Below are 21,004 nucleotides of genomic sequence, written 5' to 3'. Positions count from 1 at the left end.
GGCAGATGGCGCGTTTCACCTTCAAGCTGCCGGATATCGGCGAGGGCATTTCCGAGGCGGAGATCGTCGCGTGGCACGTGGCGGTCGGCGACCGCGTCGAGGAGGACCAGAGCCTCGCCGACATGATGACCGACAAGGCGACCGTCGAGATGGAATCGCCGGTGTCGGGGGTCGTGGTCGAGATCGCAGGCGCGGTCGGGGATCAGGTGTCGATCGGCGCCCCGTTGGTGGTGATCGAGACCGAGGGTGAGGGGAGGGCGAGGTCGCTGCTCCCGCCACCGAACCCGCGACGCTGGAAGCCGAAAACCCCGGCGTAGAGGAAGCCACCGATAAGCCCTCTCCCCCTCGGAGAGAGGGTTTGGGTGAGGGGACGGAGCCTCGCAGAGAGGACGCTCTCGGTGAGACACCAGCCCCTCACCCCAGCCCTCTCCCCGGAGGGGAGAGGGAGCCTGTTTCGCCTAGCTCCTCTCACACCGCTCCCGTCCTCGCCTCCCCTGCCGTTCGCGCGCGCGCCAAGGACTTGGGCGTCGATCTCTCCGCGATCCGCGTGCCCGAGGGCGAGCGCATCCGGCACGCCGATCTCGACGCGTACCTCCGCTACAACAGCGGCCAGGGCTATCACGCCCCGCACGCCAGCCGCGTCCGCGACGACGAGCAGGTGCGCGTCATCGGAATGCGCCGTCGCATCGCCGAGAATATGGCGGCGTCGAAGCGCAACATTCCGCACTTCACCTATGTCGACGAGATCGACGTCACCGCGCTGGAGGACATGCGCGCCGACCTCAACGCGCATCGCGGCGCGCGTCCCAAGCTGACGCTGCTGCCGCTGCTGATCGTCGCGATGTGCCGGACCTTGCCCGATTTCCCGATGCTCAACGCGCGCTATGACGACGAAGCCGGCGTGGTCACACGCTCGGGTCGCGTCCATGTCGGCATGGCGGCGCAGACCGATGCCGGGCTGACCGTGCCGGTGATCCGCGATGCGCAGGACCGCAACGTCTGGCAGCTCGCGACCGAGATCGCGCGGCTGGCGGGCGCAGCGCGTGCCAACAAGCTGACGCCGCAGGAGCTGGGCGGCGGGACGATCACCGTGACGTCGCTGGGGCCGCTCGGCGGGATCGCGACCACCCCGGTCATCAACCGGCCGGAGGTGGCGATCATCGGTCCGAACAAGATCGTCGAGCGTCCGGTGTTCCGGGGCGACGACATCGTGCGCGCCAAGCTGATGAACCTGTCGATCAGCTGCGACCACCGCGTCGTCGATGGCTGGGACGCGGCGAGCTATGTGCAGGCATTGAAGACGTATCTGGAGACTCCGGTGCTGCTGTTTGCCGACTGACGAGGGTGTGACCGATGGCCATCCGCCTTTTCGGGTCGCATGGTCATCGAACCGTCACGGCAAATCCTCTACGTCGCCGGACATGCATTTCGACCTGATCCAGTCGCTCAGCCTGTGCGGCGACGTTGCCACGCCCAATGACGATCGTGCGGGTAGCACCGTCGATCGGGCCTGGGTGATCGATGGCGCGACCGATTTGTCGCCGCCGGGATTGCTGGGCGCGCAGGGTGGCGCGGCGTGGCTGGCGGCGACCGCCGATGCGGCGTTTGCGACGGCTTCGGACGGTGCGTTGCACGAGACATGCGCGCACGTCTTCGCGACGGTCGAGACGCGATATGCGGCGCAGCGGCAGCGCGCGCCGGAGGGGCCATGGGAATGGCCGCGTGCTGCCTTTGCGGCGGTGCAGCTGGTCGACGACATGCTCGAGGTCGCCTGGGCGGCGGATTGTGCGGTGCTGCACGCCTCGGGAGACACGGTGGCGTGGTGCACGCCCGCGCCGGATCGGACGCGCGAGAGCGCGCAGGCGGCTTCACTCGGGCCGGGAGTCGGCGCGACGAAGCTGCGCACACCCGCCGTGTTGGCCGACCGTCGCGCGGCGCGCGCGCGGCCGGGTCAGCGGGCGATGAGTATCGATGCGGCGGAGAGCGCGCGTGCGATGGAGATGACGCGCGTGGCGGTGGCGCGGGGTGACGACCTGCTGCTGATGAGCGACGGCATGGCGGCGCTGATCGACTCCTATGCGGCCTATGATGCGGCCGGGCTGGTGGCGGTGATGCGTTCGCACGGGCTTGCGGCCCTGGCGCAGGAGTTGCGCGCGATCGAGCGGAGCGATGCCGCTTGCCGGCGCTATCCGCGGTTCAAGGCAAGCGACGATGCGACCGCCTTGTGGGTGCGGGTGGGGGGATGACCCGCAATGACGGCCACCTAGGTCGAGGACGACGGGCCTAGAGGAAGCTATACGGGTCGACGTCGACCGCGACGCGCACTTTCGCAGGCCAGTCCAGTGCGCCGAGCCACGCGCGGATCACGTCCTGCACGTCGAGCGCGCGGCGCGCATGAACCAGCAACCGGAAGCGATGCCGCCCGCGCAGCATCGCCAGTGGCGCGGGGGCGGGGCCGTACACCTCCATCCCGTCGACGCGCGGCGCGGCGCGGCCGATCGCACGCGCGGTCTCGTGCGCTGTGCCCTGATCCTCGCTCGACACGATGATCGCGGCATAGCGGCCGAACGGCGGCGCGCCGGCCTCCTCGCGCGCCTCGGTTTCCGCCGCGTAGAAGGTATCGGCGTCGCCGGTGATCAATGCCTGCATCACCTGCGCCTTCGGGCTGTGCGTCTGAATATAGACATGGCCGGGTTTCGCGCCGCGCCCCGCGCGCCCCGACACCTGCCGGATCTGCTGGAAGGTCCGCTCCGCCGCGCGCAGGTCACCGCCGTCGAGCCCCAGGTCCGCGTCGATCACCCCCACCAGCGTCAGATTGGGGAAGTGATAGCCCTTGGTCACCAATTGCGTACCGACGACGATATCGATGTCGCCCGCCTCCATCCGCGCGACGAACTCGGCGGCCTTGGCGGGGCTCCAAATCGTGTCGGAAGTGACGACGGCGGTGCGCGCCTCCGGGAACAGCGCCGCGACCTCGTCGGCGATCCGCTCGACACCGGGGCCGCACGCCACCAGCGTATCCTCATTCTGGCATTCGGGGCAGAGGCGCGGGACCGGCTCGATATGCCCGCAATGATGGCACGCCAGCCGCCGCGTCAGGCGATGTTCGACCATCCAGGCGGTGCAGTTCGGGCATTGGAAGCGATGCCCGCACGTCCGGCACAGCGTCAGCGGGGCATAGCCGCGGCGGTTGAGGAACAGCAAAGACTGCTCGCGCCGCTCCAGCGCCTCTTCCATCGCCTTGACGAGGCGCGGGCTGATCCAGCGCCCGCGCTCGGGCGGCTCGGCGATCAGGTCGATCGCCTCGATCGTCGGCATCTGCGCGACGCCGAAGCGGCCTGGCAGTTTCACTTCGGCATATTTGCCGAGCGCGACCTGATGGCGGGTCTCGATCGCGGGGGTGGCGCTGGCGAGGATCACCGGGCACGCCTCAAACAGGCCGCGCATCACCGCGACGTCGCGCGCATGATAATGGACGCCGTCTTCCTGCTTGAAGCTGGTTTCGTGCGCTTCGTCGACGACGATCAGGCCGAGGTCGGCGTAAGGAAGGAACAACGCCGAGCGCGCACCGACCGTCACGCGCGCCTCGCCGCTGGCGATCGCGCGCCACGCGCGGCGACGCTGCGTGGCGCGCAGCCCACTGTGCCATGCCACCGGCTCGCAGCCGAAGCGGTCGTGGAAGCGCTTGAGGAACGGCTCGGTCAATGCGATCTCGGGGAGCAGAACCAGTACTTGCTTGCCGGTACGGAGCGCGGCCGCGACTGCCTCGAAATAAACCTCGGTCTTGCCCGAGCCGGTGACGCCGTCGAGCAACGTCGGGCGGAAGGCCGCGGCCGTGACGCCATCGACCAGGATTGCGGCGGCGGCGCGCTGGTCGTCGGACAGGGTAGGCGGCGCGTGGTCCGGGTCGGGGACCGGATAGGGGCTGTCGATGTCGACCGACACGCCTTCGAGCGCGCCGACCTTTACCAGCCCGCGGATCACCGCATCGCTGACGTCGGCGATCGTCGCCAGTTCGCGGATCAGTCCTTGCCGGTCGCCGATCTCGTTCAAGCGCCTGTTCGCGCTGCGGGGTCAGCCGATCGGGCACTTCACCGGTTGCGCGATATTCGACGACGCTGCGTCCGCCCTCCAGCGCGGCGGTCGAGGACAGCGCCATCCGCACCACCGCAGCCGGCGGCGCGAGATAATAATCGGCGGTCCATTCGATCAGTCGGCGCAAGGCTGCACCAAGCGGCGGGACGTCGGCGACCGCGAGCAGGTTGCGCAGGCGATTGTCGCCGACCTCGGCATCGGACGGCATCCGCTCGGCCTCCCACGCGACGCCGAGCAACTGGCGCGGCCCCAGCGGCGCGACCACCACCGAGCCCGGCTCGACCGTCATGCCGTGCGGCACCCGATAGTCGAGCGGGCCGAGGGCGGAGTTCATGACGATGACGCGCGCGCGGGAGGACATTGCCGCGCCATATGGGGCCATGGAGAGTCGGAGGGAAGCGGCGCGATGCCGCGCGATCGCCGTCGTGTGGTTTAGGACTGCGGCGCGCCGACGCGTGCGCGCTTGGCGACGTACAGGATCGTATCGGCGCGGCGCGCGAAGTCGCGCAGCGAGTGGCAGTCGTGGTCGAAGGCGGCGATGCCAACCGACCCCGCGCTGGTCATCGTCACGCCGCCGACCTCGATCGGCACCCGCAACGCGTCTTCGAGCCGTTCGCGCAGGTCGGCATTGTCGCCGACGAGCGACGCATGCTCGACGATCACCGCGAATTCATCCCCCCGATCCGGGCGGCGACGCTGCCCATCAGCCACGGCTCGGACAGGGCCCGCCCCGTCAGGCGCAGCACATCGTCGCCTGCGTCGTGGCCGAGCGTATCGTTGATCGCCTTGAATCCGTCGAGATCGATCAGCGCGAGCTGCAATGCCGTGCCGTGCTGTCGCGCGCGCGTCATCGCCGCCTGCAGTTCGCGATCGAAGGCGGCGCGATTGGCGATGCCGGTCAGCGCGTCGGTGTCGGCAGAGTGACGCAGCCGCTGTTCGAGTGCGTGGCGATCGGTCACGTCCTGGAACACGCCGACCATCGCGACGACTCGATCGTCGACGATCTCAGGATCGGCCATGGCGCGGACGCGCCGTCTCCGGCCGTCCGCCGTGATGAAATCGGTTTCGATCGAAAACGAATGACCGTGCGCGATCGCCTCGTTCAGCGACGCCTGAACGGTCGCGCGGCTGTGTTCGGGATAGAAGCTCAGCGCGTCGCTGAGCAGCGGTTTCTCGCCGACCGGCAAACCGTGGATCCGATAGACGTTGTCCGACCAGTCGAGCGCGCGCTGATCGATCGACAGCCGCCACGATCCGATTTGCGCGATCTGCTCGGCCTGACGGAAGATCTTGTCCTGACGCGCCAGCTGCGTGACCAGCTCTTCGCCTGTGGTGGCGATATGGATCGCCTTCAACGCGGTGCGGCGCGCCTCCAGCAATGCTTCGGCCAGCGTGGCGAGATGCACCAGCGCCGCCAACTCGCGCGGCGCGGCAGTGCGCGGGACCATGTCGACGACGCACAGCGTGCCGACCGCGCGGCGCACGCCGTCCGGACCGGCGACACGCAGCGGCGCGCCGGCATAGAAGCGCACCCCGGCATCGGTGACCAGCGGGCTGTCGCGAAAGCGCTCGTCGATCAGCGTGTCGGCGATCACGGTCAGACGGTCTTCCGAGACGGTGCGGTCGCAAAAGGCGGTGTCGCGCGCGAACGCCATCGGCCCCGGAGTCGTGCGCGCCTTGACGAACAGGCGGTCGTTGTCGGCGAGGTTGAGCAAGGCGGTGGAGCAACCGAGCAGCTCCGCCGCGAGCGCGACGAGCGCATCGAACTCCCGTTCGGAGGCGGTGCCCAGCAACGCGAGCGCCTGCAAAGCCGTGGCACGCGCCGCCTCGGCCGGGTCATCGTAGCGGGAAGCGACCAGGGTCATGGCGACTCTGTAACAGAGATGAAGTTAAATTTGATTTGCCAATTTCCTTTACGCGCGGGAGACGCGTCAGGGTGAGCGATACACCCGCCCAGTTGCCGCTGCCCGTCCAATGGTCGATCCATCTGGCGCGCGACCGTCGCCGGTCCGAGCATACCGTGCGCGCCTATCGCGCGACGGCCGAGCGGTTGCTGGCGTTTTTGGGCGAGCATTGGGGCGCGGCGGTCGACCGCAGCGATTTGTCGCGGGTGACCGCAGGCGACCTGCGCGGCTATCTGGCACAGCGGCGCGGGAGCGGGCTGTCGAACGCATCGGCGGCGCGCGAGCTGTCGGCGGTGCGCGGATTCCTCGACTGGGCGGGCGGGGCTGGCGCGGCACCGCGGATGAAGGGGCCGCGCGTCAAGAAGGGCGTGCCGCGCCCGATCTCGCCTGACGAGGCGGTGGCATTGGCGACCGATGTCATGGAGGAAAGCGACGAGCCGTGGGTGGCGGCGCGCGACTGGGCGGTGCTGCTGCTGCTGTATGGCGCTGGATTGCGGATCGGCGAGGCGCTGGCGCTGACCGGCGCGGTGCTGCCGCTGGGGGAGACGCTGCGCGTCACCGGCAAGCGGGATCGGACGCGGATCGTGCCGTTATTGCCCCCGGTCCGCGCGGCGATCGAGGATTATGCGGCGCGGGTGCCGTGGCCGATGACGCGCGAGGCGCCGCTGTTCCGCGGGGTGCGCGGCGGGGCGCTGGACGGCGGGATCGTGCGCACGCGGGTGCGCGCCGCGCGCGCGCGGCTGGGGCTTTCGGAACGGACGACGCCGCACGCCTTGCGCCACAGTTTCGCGACTCACCTGCTGGGGCGTGGTGCGGACCTGCGCGCGTTGCAGGAATTGCTGGGTCACGCGAGCCTCAGTTCCACGCAGGTCTATACCGGGGTGGATGCGGCGCACCTGCTCGACGTGTATCGCGCGGCGCATCCGCGGAGTTAAGTCAGCCGCGCGGCTTCCACGTCGCCACTCGCCAGCCGTACCAGCCGAGCGCGAGCACGGTCAGCGCGATCCCGACCGGGCCGACATAGCGATCGAGTTCGGCGAAGCGGCTGCCGAGATAGAAGCCCGCGCCCGCCAGCACGCCATTCCAGATGATGCTGCCCGCGAAGGTCATCACCAGGAAGCGCGGCATCGGCATCGCCGCCATTCCCGCGGGCAACGAAATCATCGTGCGGAAGGTCGGCATGAAGCGGAAGACGAAGATCACCCAGCCACCGTGATCGTGGAGGAAGCCGCGCACGCGTTCGACATCCTGCCATTCCATCGTCAGCCAGCGGCCGTGCCGCTCGACGAACGGACGGAAGCGCGCATAGCCGATCCGCCGTCCGACCGCATACCAGAAGACGTTGCCGGCGGTCGTCCCCGCGGTCCCCCACAGCAGCAGCGGGATCATTTCCATCTGCCCGCGCGCCACCGCGATCCCGCCCAGTCCCATGATGACCTCGGACGGGATCGGCGGAACGACATTCTCCAGCGCCATCAACAGGAAGATGCCGAGATAGCCGCCCGCGACGATCCAGTGGATGATGAAGTCGGTCACATTCGCGCCAACGGCTCCGTCAGCGCGTGCGTTCCTTGAGCCGGCGATCGACCGCGTCCCAGATCAGCCCGGCGACGTCGGTGCCGTCGAACTGCTCGATCGCGACAATCCCGGTCGGCGAGGTCACGTTGATCTCGGTGAGCCATTCGCCGCCGATCACGTCGATCCCGACGAAGATCAGCCCGCGCTTCTTCAGCTCGGGGCCGAGCGCGTCGCAGATCTCGCGCTCGCGCGGGGTCAGCTCGGTCTTCTGCGCGGAGCCGCCGACGGCGAGGTTCGAGCGGATCTCGCCTTCGCCGGGCAGGCGGTTGATCGCGCCCGCGACCTCGCCGTCGACCAGCACGATCCGCTTGTCGCCCTTCGCCACCGCGGGCAGGAACGCCTGCACCATATGCGGCTCGCGCCACGTCTGGTTGAAGACCTCGATCAGTGCAGACAGGTTCTCGCCCGCCGCACGGACGTGGAAGATCGCCTTGCCGCCGTTTCCGTGCAGTGGCTTGACGACGATCTCGCCATGTTCGGCGAGGAACGCGCGCGCCTCGTCAAGCGAGCGCGTCACCAGCGTCGGCGGCATGAAGCGTGCGTAATCGAGCACGAACACCTTCTCGGGCGCGTTGCGGACGCTGACCGGATCGTTGACGATCAAGGTGCGGTCGGCGATTCGCTCCAGCAGGTGCGTCGCGGTGATGTAGCCCAGGTCGAACGGCGGATCCTGCCGCATCAGCACGACGTCGGCCTGCTCGCCCAGGTCCAGCGCGACCGGCTCGCCGAAGCGGAAGTGATCGCCCGCGACACGCTGAACGGTCACCGGGTGCGCCTTTGCCCAGACGCGGCCGTCGCGATAGTTGAGCGCATCGGCGGTATAGTGGAACAGCCGGTGCCCGCGGGCCTGCGCCGAGAGCATCAGCGCGAAGGTGCTGTCCCCCGCGATGTTGATCTGATCGAGCGGATCCATCTGGACGGCGACGGTGAGCGGCTGGGTCATGGCGCGGATGTAGGGCGGGCGGCGGCGGCTGTCAGTAGCCGATCCACGCATTCTCGAGATGGCGCGGGCGCGTGCCGGGGGCGAGCAGGATCACGTCGACGCGAATGTCCTCGCCCGCCGTGGCGTAGCGCGGCATCAACACCTCCGCGGCGGCGGCGACGCGGGCGAGGCGGCGCTGGTCGATCGCGTGATCGAGCTCGGCGGGGGTGCGGCGCGACTTCACCTCGACGAAAGCGATCAGCGCGCCGCGTTTGGCGACGAGATCGACCTCGCCGGCGGGAGTGCGAACGCGGCGGTCGAGGATCTGCCAGCCCTTCAGCCGCAGCCACCACGCCGCGAGCCGCTCGCCGCGCCGCCCGCTTTCCTCCGCGACGCGGCGGGTGGCGGTGGAGCGGGGGCGGGGTGGGCGCATGATGCACGACGATGGCGTGGCAACCGGCGCGCCGCAACCCAGCAGGACCGGCACGTCGGCTTTCCTCGCGTCAGAAGTGGTAGCCAACCGAGGCCATGACGTTCCGCGGCGCGGTCATGAAGCAATCGCCGCGCGCGAGGCAGCTCGCATAGGTGCGATTGTCGAACAGGTTGGTGGCGTTGACCGTCAGGCGCCAGCGGCCCTCGCTGATCTCGACAAGCGCGTCGGCCATCGTTCGGCCAGGCGTGACGATCGTCCAGACGTCGTTGCTCGACACCTGCCGTCCCAGATATCGGACGCCCGCACCCAGCCGCAGCGTCCTCGCACCTTGCACGAAGGTCTTTGTGGCCCAGGCCGAGGCGATGTGTCGCGAACTGAAATCGGTCAAACCGCCTCCCGACACGTCGTTGAAGCCGTATGACAGCGACAGATCGTAATCGCCCGGAAGGGTGCGCGTCGCTTCCAGTTCGACGCCCTTGCTGGTGACTTCGCCGGCCTGGATGCGGCCCATCGGATTGATCGGATCGGCGATCGGACGATTGGTGTCCTTGATGCTGAAGCCCGTGACTGTGACGAGCGTCGCGCGATCGGGCTGCCATTTGAACCCTGTTTCGAACTGGTGGCCCATCTGCGGCCGGAACGGCGTGCCGTCGGTGACGGTGCCCGCGATCGGCAGGAAGCTTTCGGTATAGCTGAAGAACGGCGACACGCCGGCTGCGATCTCTCCAATGATCCCGAAGCGGAAGGTGGTGGCGCTATCGACGCGATCGGGCGTGCCGGTGGTCGTCACCCGGTCCCGGCGGGCGCCCAGGACCACCGAGACGCGATCCCAGAAGCGGATCTGGTCCTGCACATAGATGCCGAGCTGCTTCTGCGCTTCCCGGTCGAACGCGCCGGTCGGCTCGGGCGTCAGGATCGCGGTGCGATCGAGATTGTAGAGGTCGACCTCCTGAAAGCCATATCCGCCCTGCTTCTTCACGGCGTTCCAGCTGTAGTCGATGCCCGCCAGCAGCACATGCTCGACCGCCACCCCGGTGTTGAAGCGAATACGCAGGTTGTCGTCGGTCGAGAAGACATTCATCCGCGCATTCAGCCCAAATGCGTACAGCCCGATCCGCCGTCCGTTGCTGCCGGCGGTATAGGGATCGCGCGGGTTCGAGTAACTGTCGGTATAATGCGTGTTATATTGCAGGTTGCTGTCGATGTACCGCGCCTTCAGGCTGAGCGTGACGTCGTCACCGAAGCGGTGCGTAATCGACCCGCCGCCCTGCAGCAGCCGGCCGCCGAACCGGTCCCACCCCGGCTTGCCGACGAACAGGTAGCGGTCGAGCGGTGGATTGCCGGGATTGACGAGGAACGTGCCGACGATCGGCAGGAAGTTGGTGGTCGAGCCGCCATCGTCCTTCTGGTACAGGCCCATCAACGTGACGGCCGTCCGCGAGCCCGGTCGCCAAGTGACGGACGGTGCCAGCATCACGCGGTTGTCGGGGGTATCGGCGATATAGGTGTCGGCATCGCGGGCGCGCGCGACCAGCCGAAAGCCCAGGTCGCTGCCGAGCACGCCGTTGAGGTCGGCGAGCACTTCCTTGCGGTTGTAGTTGCCCGCGACCAGCGCGACATCGGCGCCGTTCTCGAACAGTGGCATCTTCGACACAAGATTGACCAGGCCGCCCAGCGATCCCTGTCCGAACAAGACCGATGCCGGGCCGCGGACCACCTCTACGCGGGAGAAGTTGTACGGATCGGCGGGGATCGTCGCCCAATAGCTGAAGACGTCGCGCATGCCGTCGCGGAACTGCAAGGCGTCGAGGCCACGGATCGTGAAGCCGTCCGAGCGCGTCTCGCGACCATAAGCGTCCGAATTGACGCCCGCCGCGTAACGTACGGTATCGGAGACGTTGATCGCGCCTTGCGCCAGGAACACGTCGTCGGTGACGATGGTGATCGGTTGCGGCACCTGAATCAGCGGCGTGGTGGTCTTCGTGGCGGCAATGGCTTCGTCGCGACGTCCCTCGACCAGAATGTCCCCTGTGGTCCGGTTGGTTTCCGTTGGAACGCCCGATTCGTCAGCCGGCGCGGCCGCGTCGGGCGCAACGGCCATCAAAAGCCCGGCAAATGCGAGATCGGCGAACATAGTAATGGCCCCTTCATTGTCGTTGAAAGGTGCCGGTAGTGATATTGATAACGAGTCGCAATAATAATTCATGTTTTTACGGTCGGGCGATCAACCCCGGCGCATCCGCGACGAAGCGGTCGAGAACGCCGTCGGCGATGTGGATCGTGCCGTCGAAGCGGGTGGCGCCGGGGATGGTCTTGACCGCCGCCGCCTCGCTCGCGAGCCGTTGCGCGTCGGTGAAGTAGCGTGATGCGGCGGGGCTGCTCGCGTCGGCGGCGGCGAGGCCGGCGGCGGTCTGTTGCAGCGCGCGGCCCCATAGCGCCAGCGCGTCGAGCCAGGGGCGCGACTGATCGGTGAACGACGCGTCCGCCACCCCGGCGCGGATCGTGTCGGGGGCGGCGGCAAGATCGTCGGCGGCGCGGGTCAGGTCGGCGATCGCCTGCGCGCGTACTTCCGCATCGCCGTCGGCCAGCGCCTCGCGGACGCGGGTGAGCAGTGCGTGGAGGCGAGGGCCTGTTCCTGCCACGGCTGGCTGCCGAAGGTGGGGGCCATGTGCTGGGTGTCGAAGAAGGTCAGCAACGCTGCGGTCGCCTGTGCGTCACCGCCGGCCAGCTCGCGCGCCAACCAGTGCCATGTCCGCTCAGCGTCATAATCCTTGTCGTTCCACGCGAACGCCAGCACGCCGGTGACCGCGGCGCGGCTCGGTGCCTCCTGGTTCATCGGGTTCGACAGGATGCCGGTCAACTCGCCCGCCAGTCCGGCCTCGCGGCGTGCATAAGGCGCCATCAGGAGCCGGCCGGTGGTCTGCGCATAGTCATTGACGGGATAATTATCCCACAACAGCGTCTTGCGCCCGAATGCCTTGGTGGCGGCCTTGGCGTCGGGCACCGAGATCGCGGGCGGCACGACATCGGTGCCGGTCCATTGCACCACCACCTTCGGATCGAGATCGTCGCGTAGCGCCGCCTTGTACGGCGAATCCTTGGCGTCGTAATATTCGGTCGGCACCATGATGAGCGGCGGCGCCTTGGGATCGCGGCGCGTCAGGTCCGCCTGGACCGCGTTGAGCAAGCGCGCCTGCGCCTCGCCCGCCGCGGCCGCACTCGAGGGGCCGAAGGCGGCCTGATCGGCGTCGCAATTCCACTTCTTATATTCGATGTCGTCGAGCGCGACGTAGAAGCGATGAATGCCGATCGCGCGCAGCGCATCGAACTTGGTGCGCAGCGCCTGAAGATCGGCGGGGGCGGAGAAGCAGATGCTCGGCCCCGGCGAGATCGCATAGACGAAGTCGACATGGTTGCGCGTCGCTGCCGCCGCCAGCGTGCCGAGCTGGGTCAGCGTCTCGGCGGGATAGGCTTCGCGCCAGCGGTCGCGCGCATAGGGATCGTCCTTCGGGCTGTAGACGTAAGTGTTGGCCTTGACCGTCGCGAGGAAGTCGAGGTGGCGGGTGCGCTCGGCCATCGTCCATGGCTTGCCGTAGAAGCCCTCGATCGTTCCGCGCACCGGCATCGCGGGATGGTCGCGGATCACCAGCGCGGGGAGCGTGGAGCGCTGAATGAGCTGGCGAAGCGTTTGGACCGCGTGGAACAGGCCGTCAGCGTCATGGCCGGCGAGCGTGATCGTGTTCGTCGCGGGGGTGATCGTGAGCGTATAGCCTTCGGGCGCAGCGTCGGGCGTGGTGCCCGCGAGCGCGGTCCGGATGATCGCCGTGTCCGCGAGGCCCAGGACGATCTGCGGCTGCGTCGGCGCGCGCTCGGCGCGGCGTGCGGCGGTAATCGTCTCGACACCGGCGGTGCGCAGGATCTGCCCGGCGAGCACGACGGTGGCGGCATCGGTGCCGGCCGCGGCGATCAGCGTGACGCGTCGACCCAGCGTCATCGTGTCGGTGCCGAGCGTCAGCTCGGCCGGCGCGGGGAAGATCGCCGGGCGGGTCGCGAGCTGGGCCGCGACCGGGGTGGACGACAGGAGCGTGGCGGCGAGCAGGGGCAGGCCGATGCAGCGGGTCATGTCGTTCTCCGGTATGATATTGGTATTAGGCGCTGTCGTACGGCGTTGCTTTCCCTGTCGCAACCACGCTGATGGTGCGCTCCGACATGGGTTTACGCGTCCATTTCGCCCTTCATCTCCAGCGCGCGGGCGTAGAGTGCCTTGCGGTCGACGCCGAAGGCCTTGGCGACTTCACCCGCGGCCTTGGAGGCGGAGAGGCGGGTGAGCGCCTCGGCGAGCGCGGCATCGGCATCCTCGATCGCAGCGGGGGCCGGCGGCTCGGGCGGGGCGACGACGATGACGATCTCGCCCTTGGGCGGCGTATCCGCATAGCGCGCAGCGAGCGTCGACAGCGTGCCGGTGACCGCCTCCTCGAACTTCTTGGTGATCTCGCGCGTCACCGCCGCTTCGCGGTCGCCGAGACCGGCGGCGAGCGCGGTAAGGCAGGCCGACAGCCGCGGGCCGGATTCGTAGATCACCAACGTCGCGCGGATCGCCGCAACCTCGGCGATCGCGGTGGCGCGCGCCTGTTCCTTCGACGGCAGGAAGCCGAGGAAGAAGAAACGATCGGTCGGCAGCCCCGCGAGCGTCAGCGCGGCGATCGCGGCGCATGGGCCGGGGATGGTGACGACGTGATGCCCGGCCGCGCGTGCATCGCGAACCAGTTTGTAGCCGGGGTCGGAGATCAGCGGCGTGCCGGCATCCGAGACCAACGCCACCACCTCGCTGGCCATCCGCGCGATCAATTGGGGACGGACATGCTCGGCATTATGGTCGTGATAGGGGGTCATCGGGCGTTTGGTACCGATGTGGCGGAGCAATCCGGCGGTGACGCGCGTATCCTCCACGGCAATCACGTCAGCGCCCGCGAGCACCTCGGCCGCGCGGGGGAGAGATCGCCGAGATTGCCGATCGGGGTGGCGACGATGTACAGGCCGGGGTTCAACGGGTTCACGGGAGTAGTCATGGCAGAGGCGATCGGGCGTTCGCAATGGTCGAGCGCAATGTCGCGCGTCATCACGGTCGCGGGGGCGCTGTTGCTGGCGGCCTGTTCGACGGTGGTGCCGCGTGGACCCGTGCAGCAGGCGCCGACCGCGCAGCCCGCGCCGCCGCCGCGCGAAACTGCGCCCGAGGTGGTGACCGGGCTGCCGCAAGACGCCGCGCGCAATCGCGTCGCCTTGCTGGTGCCGCTGACCGGCAGCAATGGCGGGGTGGGGCGGAGCCTCGCCAATGCCACGCAGCTGGCGTTACTCGACACGCGCAACCAGCAGGTGCGGATCACCAGCTACGACACGGCGACCGGCGCGGGAGCTGCGGCAAGCCGCGCGATCCGCGAAGGCGCGCAACTGATCCTCGGGCCGCTGCTCGCCGAAGACGTCCGCGCGGTTGCGCCGATCGCGCGTGCCGCGAAGGTGCCGGTGCTGTCGTTCTCGAACGATACCGGCGTGGCGGGGAATGGCGCCTATGTGCTCGGCTATGCACCCGCGCAGGCGATCGAGCGCGTGGTGGCATATGCCCGCGGGCGAGGCATCGACAATTTCGGCGGGATCGTTCCCAATGCGCTGTACGGTAGCCGCGCGTCGACCGCGTTCCTGCGCGCGGTCGAGCAGGCCGGCGGGCGCGTCGTGTCGCTCCAGACCTATGATCGCGGCAGCGGTGCGCTGGGCAGCGCGGTGCAGCGCATGGCCAAGGATGCGCCATTCGGCGCGGTGCTGATCGCCGACAGTGCGGCGACCGCGACCGCGGCGGTGCCGCTGATCCGGCGCAACAGCCCGTCGACGCAGATCCTGGGGACCGAATTGTGGAATTCGGATGGCGCGGCGCGATCGTCCGCGGTGCTGAACGGGGCATGGTTCGCGAGCGTGCCGGACACGCTGTATCGCCAATATGCGCGTAACTATCGCGCGCGCTTCAACGCCGCGCCGTACCGGCTGTCGAGCCTCGGGTATGATTCGGTGCTGCTGGTCGTGCGGATCGCGCGCGAGTGGCGTCCGGGGTCGCCTTTCCCCGAAAACCGCCTGCGCGATGCCGACGGGTTTGCGGGGATCGACGGCGCGTTCCGCTTCGGACGCGACAATGTCGCCGAGCGCGCGCTGGAGGTGCAGGAGGTCCGGGGCGGCGAGGCGGTGACGGTGTCGCCTGCGCCGTCGGGCTTCGACGGAAAATAGCCGCACGGGCTATGGCATGGCGGTGGCGGTCGTGTAGAGGATCGTGATGCCGATCCTTACCGCCGTCACCCATGCCGATTTGATTGCCGATGTCCGGACGCTCGCCGCGAAGATCGCGCGTGATACCGCCTGGCGCCCCGACCTGCTGGTGGGCATAGGGCGCGGCGGGCTGGTTCCCGCGGTGTACCTGAGCCACGCGGCCGGCCTGCCGATGCAGTCGGTCGATTATTCCGCGCAGGACGCGACGCTTTCCGCGACCGCGATCGAACGGCTGGCGACGCTGACCCGTGAGGGCCAGAAATTGCTGTTCATCGACGACATCAACGACTCAGGGCGCACGATCGCGCAGCTGCGCGGCTTGCTCGAGCAGGCAGGCGCGCCCGCCGGATCGATGCGCTTCGCGACGCTGATCGACAATCGCGGCTCAGCGGCGAAGGTCGACCTTGCCGCGCGCACGATCGACCGCTCGGTGACCAAGGACTGGTTCGTGTTCCCGTGGGAAGCGCTGGCGCCGGCGACGTCGATCGCAGCCGATGCGGCAGAAGTGCCCGAGCGAACGGCCTAGCTTCTGTCTGACCGGCGGTTAGTCACGCTGCGCCGTTCGTGCTGAGCTTGTCGAAGCGCGTGCTGCCGAGGGCACGTGACTCGGCAAGCTCAGCACGAACGGTGGGAAGGGCCGCCGCCGACGTCGGCACGCCGGAATATTCTTCTGCAGAAGGGTAGCCCGCTTACGGCAGCGTCACGATCCCCGTCACATGCACGGTTGCGCCCTCGGCATGGACCGCGCCGTTGACGATGCCAGTGATCGTCACCTCTGCGCCGGGCTCGGCGGTGACATCGCCGCGCACCATGCCCGAGATCGTGACGCGACAGCCCGTCGCCACAGTGATGTCGCCGCTGACGATGCCCGAAACGTCGGCGTCAGTGTCGAGCCGGATCGCGCCGCTGATGATCCCTGCCAGATCCCTCATGCCTTGATGAGCCCGATCTCGACCAGCCGCTGGTGCAGATAACCGTTGGCGGTGATCGGTTCGGGATAGCGGTTCGGGTTCGCGGCGGTGATCGTCCGCGGCAGCGTCTCGATCAGGAAATCGGGCGCGGGGTGGAGGAAGAACGGTATCGAGTAACGCGAATGGCCGCGGCGCTCGGGTGGCGGATTGACGACGCGGTGCGTGGTCGAGGGCAGGACGTGGTTGGTCAGCCGTTGCAGCATGTCGCCGACGTTGACGACCATTGCACCTTCGGGCGGCTTGACCGCCAGCCACCGGCCCGACTGGCGATCGAGCAGTTCGAGCCCTGCCTCCTCGGCACCCAGCAGCAGGGTAATGAGGTTGATGTCCTCATGCGCGCCGGCACGGACCCCCTCTGCATCGACAGGGATCGGTGGATAGTGGAGCAGGCGCAGCACCGAATTGCCGTCCTTGACCGCCGGATCGAACCAGTCGGGCGCGAGGCCGAGATGCCGGGCGATCGCCGACAACAGCTGGTCACCGGCACGGTCGAAGGCGGCGAACAGCTCGATGAAGGTCTCACGAAAGCCTTCGGGCCGCTCGGGCCAGATATTGGGCGCCATGTCCGCGGCGTAGCGGTGTCCCTGCGGAAGCTCGCGCCCGACGTGCCAGAATTCCTTGAGGTCGACGTGGCGTGCGTCCTTGGCGATCTCGGTCTTGAACGGGGTGTAGCCGCGGGCTCCACCGCCGCCGGGGTGTGGTAGCGGCGCTTCTCTTCTTCGGGCAGCGCGAACAGGTCGGTGGTTTCGGCCCAGGCGCGGTCGATCAGCGGCTGTGGCACGCCATGGTCGGCGACGATCGCGAAGCCGAACCGCTCGAACGACCCGCCCAGTGCGGCGGCGAACGCATCGGGATCGTGGGCCTGATCGGCGAGGCTAAGCGTCGGGACCTGAGCGGTGTCGGGGGCGACAGGTGTGTCGAGCATGATTGATCGTCCATGATTCTGAACGTCCAAGGTAGGCGTTCGCGCGTCACGGCGCCAGCCGCCGGAACCGGGTGGGCGCATCTGCCGTTCGTTCCACTTGGACAATGGAGGAAGTGCGTCATGGGCGGGCATCAGGTGCAAGGTCAGGGCTCTGGCGACGACGGCTACGACGAGGACGGCTATGACGAAAGCCAGCGTGCCGAAATCCTCGAGGCGACCCGTGACGGACCGGGCGATGGCACGATCATCGTCGATCTCGAGCCCGATCTCGGCAGCGACGATGACGCCGAGGACGAAGACGAACTGGTGATGACCGATGGCGAGGTCGCGCGGCAGGACGGCGACGTCGACGCCGAAGATAGTGACGTCGCGGAGGACGAAGTTCAGGCCGAGTTCGACGACGGCAGTGTCGGGGAGGACGAACTCGACGATCGCGACGACACCGCGCTGCGGCCGTAGCGCCGGAGAAGGCGCGCCGGATTGACCGCGCCCGATGCACGACGCAGGATACGCGGCGATGTTGATCGTCGCGTTCTTGCTACAGGCAGCGGCCCCGTCGGTGCCGGATAGACATTCGGTGCTGGTGCCGGTCGCTTCGCAGCCGTGCGTGCGCAAAGACGACGCGGAAGAAGTCGTGGTGTGCGCCGATCCCTTGCCGGCGCAGGTGCTGCCTTTGCCGAGTGAGGCAATTTCCACGCGGTCGGTTCCAGTCAATCGCGACATGACCGGTGTCGGCGCGCTGAATGCCGCACAAGCACCCTGTGCGACGATCGTCGGCGGGTGCAACACCGGGCTGAACATCCTCGGTATGGGTGTGGCGGCGGTCCGGGGCGTGCAGAAGTTGGTGGCGCCGGGCAGTTGCTGCGAGCGGGAAGGCGAGGCTACGAACCCCTTCATGTTGGTTGGCGACGCGGTAAAGGGCGTTGCCAAGGCCGGGAAGCAGAAGCCTGACCGGACGAAACGCGTCGCGATCGATCTCGAGGATCCGGTGCTGGCGGGACGGGTGCATCCGTAAGTCGGCTTGAGGTGGTTAGCGGACGTATTGCCGAAGCCGCGCGCGCTCGGCCGAACCTTACCGCACCGGCGTGGACTCGCGTTCGATGATCGCGTGCGGGATGATCATGTCGCTGGCGGCTTCGTCGCCGTCGCCGGTGCCGATCAGCCGCTCGGCGGCGCGGAAGGCCATTTCCTCGGCGGGCTGGCGGACGGTGGTGAGCGGTGGCCAGATACGCGCCGCCAGCGTGGTGTCGTCGAAACCGGTGACGGCAAGGTCGCGCGGGAGCACCAGCCCGCGACGGTGCGCCTCGGCGATGACCCCCGCCGCCATATCGTCGTTGCTGCACATGATCGCATCGGGTCGGGTCGCGCCGGACAGCAGCGCCTGCGCCGCTTCCTCACCCGAGCTGCGGTCGAAGCGCCCCTCGATCACCAGTGCGGGATCGGGGGCGATGCCGTGCGCGGCGAGCGCATCGTAATAGCCCTGCACGCGCGGGGCGCTGTCCGAGTGGCGGGGGTTGCCCGCGATCAGCGCGATGCGACGGTACTGACGCTCGATCAGGAATGCGGTCAGTTCCGCCATTGCGGCGCGGTTGTCGATCCGCACCGTGGCGATGCCGGGCATGACATGGCCGATCGCGATCGCCGCGATGGGAAGTGCGAGTTCCCGAAGCACGCGCGAGTCCCGCAACAATTCGGCGAACGGCGGCACCAGCAACAAAGCGTCCGCCCCTCCACGGGCGAGCGAGCGTACTGCGGTTTCCGCGGCTTCGAGGGTGCCGGGTGGTTCCTCGTGAAGCAGCAACTGCAACCCGCGCGCATTGGTGGCGCGCAGGGCACCAACGAGGATCGCATCGAGGAATGGCGCACGTGCGCCGCTGTAAAGAAGCCCGACGGTGGTGGCACGGGCGCGCGCGAGGCGGCGGGCGACCACGTTGGGAACATAACCGAGTTCCGCGACCGCTGCATGGACCGCGGCGACCGTCGCCGGGCTGGCGCGCCCGGCGCGGTTGATGACGTTGGAGACGGTCATCGCCGACACGCCGGCGCGTTCGGCGACCGAGCGGATCGTGACGCCCTGCCGACGACGCTCGCTCACGGGAAAGCCTCGCGTCGTCCGTCATCGCGCTCCGCAGGGCGGGCTTGCTCCGCCCGTGGGGGGCGCGATGACGGCGACGGCAAGGCGCGGCCTTAGATGGAGCCGGCCTTCATCAGCTTGACCGCATTGTCACAGGCTCGCGCGGTCATCGCCATGAAGGTCAGCGACGGATTGACGCACGCCACGGACGCCATCTGCGCGCCGTCGGTGACGAACAGGTTCGGCGCGTCATGGGCCTGGTTCCACTTGTTGAGCACCGAGGTGCGCGGATCGGCACCCATGCGCGCACCACCCATTTCGTGGATCGCGTCACCCGGGACGTGCTCGCCCTCGCGGCTCTGGACGTCAGTCAGCCCGGCGCCGCGCAGCATCGCTTCGCCCTGTTCGCGTGCGTCGGCCATCATCTTCAGCTCGTTGTCGCGGAAGGTGACGTTGAACACCATCAGCGGCACGCCGAAGCGATCGACCTTGGTCGGGTGGAGCGAGACGCGATTGTCCTCATAGGGCAGACACTCGCCGAACGCAGTCATCCCGAACTGCCAGCCGTTATACTTGCGCATCCCGTCCTTCATCGACTTGCCGAAGCCGACCGGACCGGCGGGCGAGCGATAGGCCGAGCCCTGATAGCCATAGCCGCGCTTGAACCCGACGCCCTCGTCGCCGCCGACGTTGCGGAAGCGCGGGATGTAGACGCCACCCGGACGGCGACCATATTCGATGTATTCGGTCATGCCGGGGATGTTGCCGCCGATGCTGACGCGGAAGATGTGGTCCATCACATACTTGCCGAGCGTGCCGCTGCTGTCGAACCAGCTGCGCCCATCGGGACGCTTCGAGTTCATCATGATCTGCACCGAGGCGAGCGCCGAGGCGCACAGGAACACCATCCGCGCCTTGACGACCTGCGCCTGCCCGGTCTTGGCATCGATGTAGCGGACGCCGGTGACGCGCTTCTTCGTCGAATCATATTCGAGGTTGGTGACGACCGCGTCGGAACGCAGCGTCAGCCGTCCGGTGGCACGCGCCGCCGGCAGGGTGACCGCCTGGGTCGAGAAATACGCGCCGAACGAGCAGCCGTTACCGCATTGGTTGCGATACTGGCATTTCGTGCGGTTCTGGTCGGGCTTGTCCTCGGTCATGTTGGTGAGGCGCGTGTTGATGAGCTTGCGGCCCGGGAACTTGCCCTCGAGCCGCGGCTTCACCCACTTCTCCGCGATGTTCATGTCCATCGGCGGCTGGAAGTCGCTGTCCGGCAGCTGCGGCAAATTTTCGCGCGAGCCCGACACGCCGATGTAATTCTCGACGTATTTGTACCAGGGCTCGACGTCTTCGTAGCGGATCGGCCAGTCGATCGCGACATTGTCGCGCTTGTTGGCTTCGAAGTCCTCGGGCGCCCAGCGGAAGGTCCAGCGGCCCCAGATCAGCGACTTGCCGCCGACCGCGGCCGGACGGATCCAGTAGAACTTGCTGCCTTCGTCATAGGCATAGGGGTTCAGCCGGTCGTCGTTGTAGAACTTGCGGTTGCTGGGCGTGACATAGCCGTGCTTCGTGATGAAGTAGTCGCTCTCCATCAGCGCAGGCGGCATCGAGTTGCGCGCGGGCACCTCGTAAGCGGGCTTGCCGTCGTACGGATAGCCCTCGCCATGTTCGACCATGACGCCGCGGTCGAGCATCAGGACGCGCAGGCCCTTCTCGGTCAGCTCCTTCGCGGCGAAACCGCCGCTGACGCCGGAGCCGATGACGATCGCGTCGAAAGTATCGGTCGCTGCCAT

The 21,004-nt window shown here is 68.1% G+C and carries 15 protein-coding genes and 5 pseudogenes; 7 read left to right on the top strand and 13 right to left on the bottom strand.

Annotated features, from left to right (window positions below; translation table 11 throughout):
- Positions 1 to 5: 5 nt before the first annotated feature.
- Both QP166_RS15665 and QP166_RS15660 read left to right on the top strand, forming a co-directional pair.
- Positions 6 to 1,339 (top strand): annotated as a pseudogene (locus QP166_RS15665) (dihydrolipoamide acetyltransferase family protein).
- An 82-nt stretch (positions 1,340 to 1,421) separates the two neighbouring features.
- The gene (locus QP166_RS15660) at positions 1,422 to 2,246 is read left to right on the top strand and encodes a hypothetical protein (RefSeq protein ID WP_333916744.1); all 825 of its coding nucleotides are present in this window, start codon (positions 1,422 to 1,424) and stop codon (positions 2,244 to 2,246) included.
- 37 nt (positions 2,247 to 2,283) lie between these two features.
- Here QP166_RS15660 and QP166_RS15655 read toward each other — a convergent pair.
- Both QP166_RS15655 and QP166_RS15650 read right to left on the bottom strand, forming a co-directional pair.
- Positions 2,284 to 4,456, bottom strand: a pseudogene (locus QP166_RS15655) (primosomal protein N').
- 71 nt (positions 4,457 to 4,527) lie between these two features.
- Positions 4,528 to 5,960 (bottom strand): annotated as a pseudogene (locus QP166_RS15650) (diguanylate cyclase domain-containing protein).
- Positions 5,961 to 6,031: 71 nt separating this feature from the next.
- Here QP166_RS15650 and QP166_RS15645 point away from each other — a divergent pair.
- Positions 6,032 to 6,934 (top strand): tyrosine recombinase XerC, encoded by a 903-nt coding sequence (locus QP166_RS15645; protein ID WP_333916743.1) that lies wholly within the window; start codon positions 6,032 to 6,034, stop codon positions 6,932 to 6,934.
- A gap of 1 nt (position 6,935) precedes the next feature.
- On the opposite strand, the gene QP166_RS15640 is transcribed toward QP166_RS15645, so the two are convergent.
- The 7 genes and pseudogenes from QP166_RS15640 to rsmI all read right to left on the bottom strand — a co-directional run bounded on the left by QP166_RS15640 (position 6,936) and on the right by rsmI (position 14,001).
- Entirely contained in the window at positions 6,936 to 7,535 is a 600-nt protein-coding gene (locus QP166_RS15640; protein ID WP_333916742.1) for a DedA family protein, read from the bottom strand.
- Positions 7,536 to 7,554: 19 nt separating this feature from the next.
- Positions 7,555 to 8,520 carry a glutathione synthase gene (gshB, locus tag QP166_RS15635; RefSeq protein WP_333916741.1) on the bottom strand — a complete coding sequence of 322 codons (966 nt, stop codon included), beginning with the start codon at positions 8,518 to 8,520 and terminating at the stop codon, positions 7,555 to 7,557.
- 31 nt (positions 8,521 to 8,551) lie between these two features.
- Positions 8,552 to 8,932 (bottom strand): YraN family protein, encoded by a 381-nt coding sequence (locus tag QP166_RS15630; RefSeq protein ID WP_333917363.1) that lies wholly within the window; start codon positions 8,930 to 8,932, stop codon positions 8,552 to 8,554.
- A gap of 70 nt (positions 8,933 to 9,002) precedes the next feature.
- Entirely contained in the window at positions 9,003 to 11,066 is a 2,064-nt protein-coding gene (locus QP166_RS15625) for a TonB-dependent siderophore receptor (protein WP_333916740.1), read from the bottom strand.
- A gap of 76 nt (positions 11,067 to 11,142) precedes the next feature.
- Positions 11,143 to 11,574 (bottom strand): hypothetical protein, encoded by a 432-nt coding sequence (locus QP166_RS15620; RefSeq protein ID WP_333916739.1) that lies wholly within the window; start codon positions 11,572 to 11,574, stop codon positions 11,143 to 11,145.
- Positions 11,472 to 13,055, bottom strand: a complete 1,584-nt coding sequence (locus QP166_RS15615) for a beta-N-acetylglucosaminidase domain-containing protein (protein WP_333916738.1) — start codon at positions 13,053 to 13,055, stop codon at positions 11,472 to 11,474. The genes QP166_RS15620 and QP166_RS15615 overlap by 103 nt, the downstream gene beginning before the upstream one ends.
- A gap of 92 nt (positions 13,056 to 13,147) precedes the next feature.
- Positions 13,148 to 14,001: pseudogene (gene rsmI / locus QP166_RS15610) on the bottom strand (16S rRNA (cytidine(1402)-2'-O)-methyltransferase).
- Between rsmI and QP166_RS15605 the strand changes: the two are divergent.
- Both QP166_RS15605 and QP166_RS15600 read left to right on the top strand, forming a co-directional pair.
- On the top strand, positions 14,000 to 15,202 hold the full coding sequence (locus tag QP166_RS15605; protein ID WP_333916737.1) for a penicillin-binding protein activator: 1,203 nt from the start codon (positions 14,000 to 14,002) through the stop codon (positions 15,200 to 15,202). The pseudogene rsmI and the gene QP166_RS15605 overlap by 2 nt on opposite strands.
- A 46-nt stretch (positions 15,203 to 15,248) precedes the next feature.
- A complete protein-coding gene (locus QP166_RS15600; protein WP_333916736.1) occupies positions 15,249 to 15,767 on the top strand; it encodes a phosphoribosyltransferase in 519 nt (172 codons plus the stop codon).
- A gap of 163 nt (positions 15,768 to 15,930) precedes the next feature.
- On the opposite strand, the gene QP166_RS15595 is transcribed toward QP166_RS15600, so the two are convergent.
- The gene (locus tag QP166_RS15595) at positions 15,931 to 16,173 is read right to left on the bottom strand and encodes a polymer-forming cytoskeletal protein (protein ID WP_333916735.1); all 243 of its coding nucleotides are present in this window, start codon (positions 16,171 to 16,173) and stop codon (positions 15,931 to 15,933) included.
- A pseudogene (locus QP166_RS15590) lies at positions 16,170 to 17,137 on the bottom strand (isopenicillin N synthase family dioxygenase). The gene QP166_RS15595 and the pseudogene QP166_RS15590 overlap by 4 nt, the downstream one beginning before the upstream one ends.
- Positions 17,138 to 17,257: 120 nt before the next feature.
- Between QP166_RS15590 and QP166_RS15585 the strand changes: the two are divergent.
- Positions 17,258 to 17,596, top strand: a complete 339-nt coding sequence (locus tag QP166_RS15585) for a DNA primase (RefSeq protein WP_333916734.1) — start codon at positions 17,258 to 17,260, stop codon at positions 17,594 to 17,596.
- Between the two features lie 58 nt (positions 17,597 to 17,654).
- Complete coding sequence (locus QP166_RS15580; RefSeq protein ID WP_333916733.1) at positions 17,655 to 18,152, top strand: hypothetical protein; 498 nt, start codon at positions 17,655 to 17,657, stop codon at positions 18,150 to 18,152.
- Positions 18,153 to 18,209: 57 nt separating this feature from the next.
- Here the strand turns inward: QP166_RS15580 and QP166_RS15575 are convergent, their stop codons facing one another.
- On the bottom strand, positions 18,210 to 19,232 hold the full coding sequence (locus QP166_RS15575) for a LacI family DNA-binding transcriptional regulator (protein WP_333916732.1): 1,023 nt from the start codon (positions 19,230 to 19,232) through the stop codon (positions 18,210 to 18,212).
- Between the two features lie 92 nt (positions 19,233 to 19,324).
- Positions 19,325 to 21,004 carry a GMC family oxidoreductase gene (locus tag QP166_RS15570; protein WP_333916731.1) on the bottom strand — a complete coding sequence of 560 codons (1,680 nt, stop codon included), beginning with the start codon at positions 21,002 to 21,004 and terminating at the stop codon, positions 19,325 to 19,327.

The organism is Sphingomonas sp. LR60, from assembly GCF_036855935.1.
Lineage (GTDB): Bacteria > Pseudomonadota > Alphaproteobacteria > Sphingomonadales > Sphingomonadaceae > Sphingomonas.
The sequence above is the reverse complement of the archived record's forward strand: the minus strand, read 5'-3'. Positions and strand labels throughout refer to the sequence as shown.

Coding starts and splice junctions, on each gene's coding strand:
- QP166_RS15600 (WP_333916736.1), top strand. CDS start 15,249: ATGCCGATCCTTACCGCCGTCACCCATGCCGATTTGATTGCCGATGTC.
- QP166_RS15625 (WP_333916740.1), bottom strand. CDS start 11,066: ATGTTCGCCGATCTCGCATTTGCCGGGCTTTTGATGGCCGTTGCGCCC.
- QP166_RS15615 (WP_333916738.1), bottom strand. CDS start 13,055: ATGACCCGCTGCATCGGCCTGCCCCTGCTCGCCGCCACGCTCCTGTCG.
- QP166_RS15585 (WP_333916734.1), top strand. CDS start 17,258: ATGGGCGGGCATCAGGTGCAAGGTCAGGGCTCTGGCGACGACGGCTAC.
- QP166_RS15630 (WP_333917363.1), bottom strand. CDS start 8,932: ATGCGCCCACCCCGCCCCCGCTCCACCGCCACCCGCCGCGTCGCGGAG.
- gshB (WP_333916741.1), bottom strand. CDS start 8,520: ATGACCCAGCCGCTCACCGTCGCCGTCCAGATGGATCCGCTCGATCAG.
- QP166_RS15580 (WP_333916733.1), top strand. CDS start 17,655: ATGTTGATCGTCGCGTTCTTGCTACAGGCAGCGGCCCCGTCGGTGCCG.
- QP166_RS15660 (WP_333916744.1), top strand. CDS start 1,422: ATGCATTTCGACCTGATCCAGTCGCTCAGCCTGTGCGGCGACGTTGCC.
- QP166_RS15595 (WP_333916735.1), bottom strand. CDS start 16,173: ATGAGGGATCTGGCAGGGATCATCAGCGGCGCGATCCGGCTCGACACT.
- QP166_RS15570 (WP_333916731.1), bottom strand. CDS start 21,004: ATGGCAGCGACCGATACTTTCGACGCGATCGTCATCGGCTCCGGCGTC.
- QP166_RS15605 (WP_333916737.1), top strand. CDS start 14,000: ATGGCAGAGGCGATCGGGCGTTCGCAATGGTCGAGCGCAATGTCGCGC.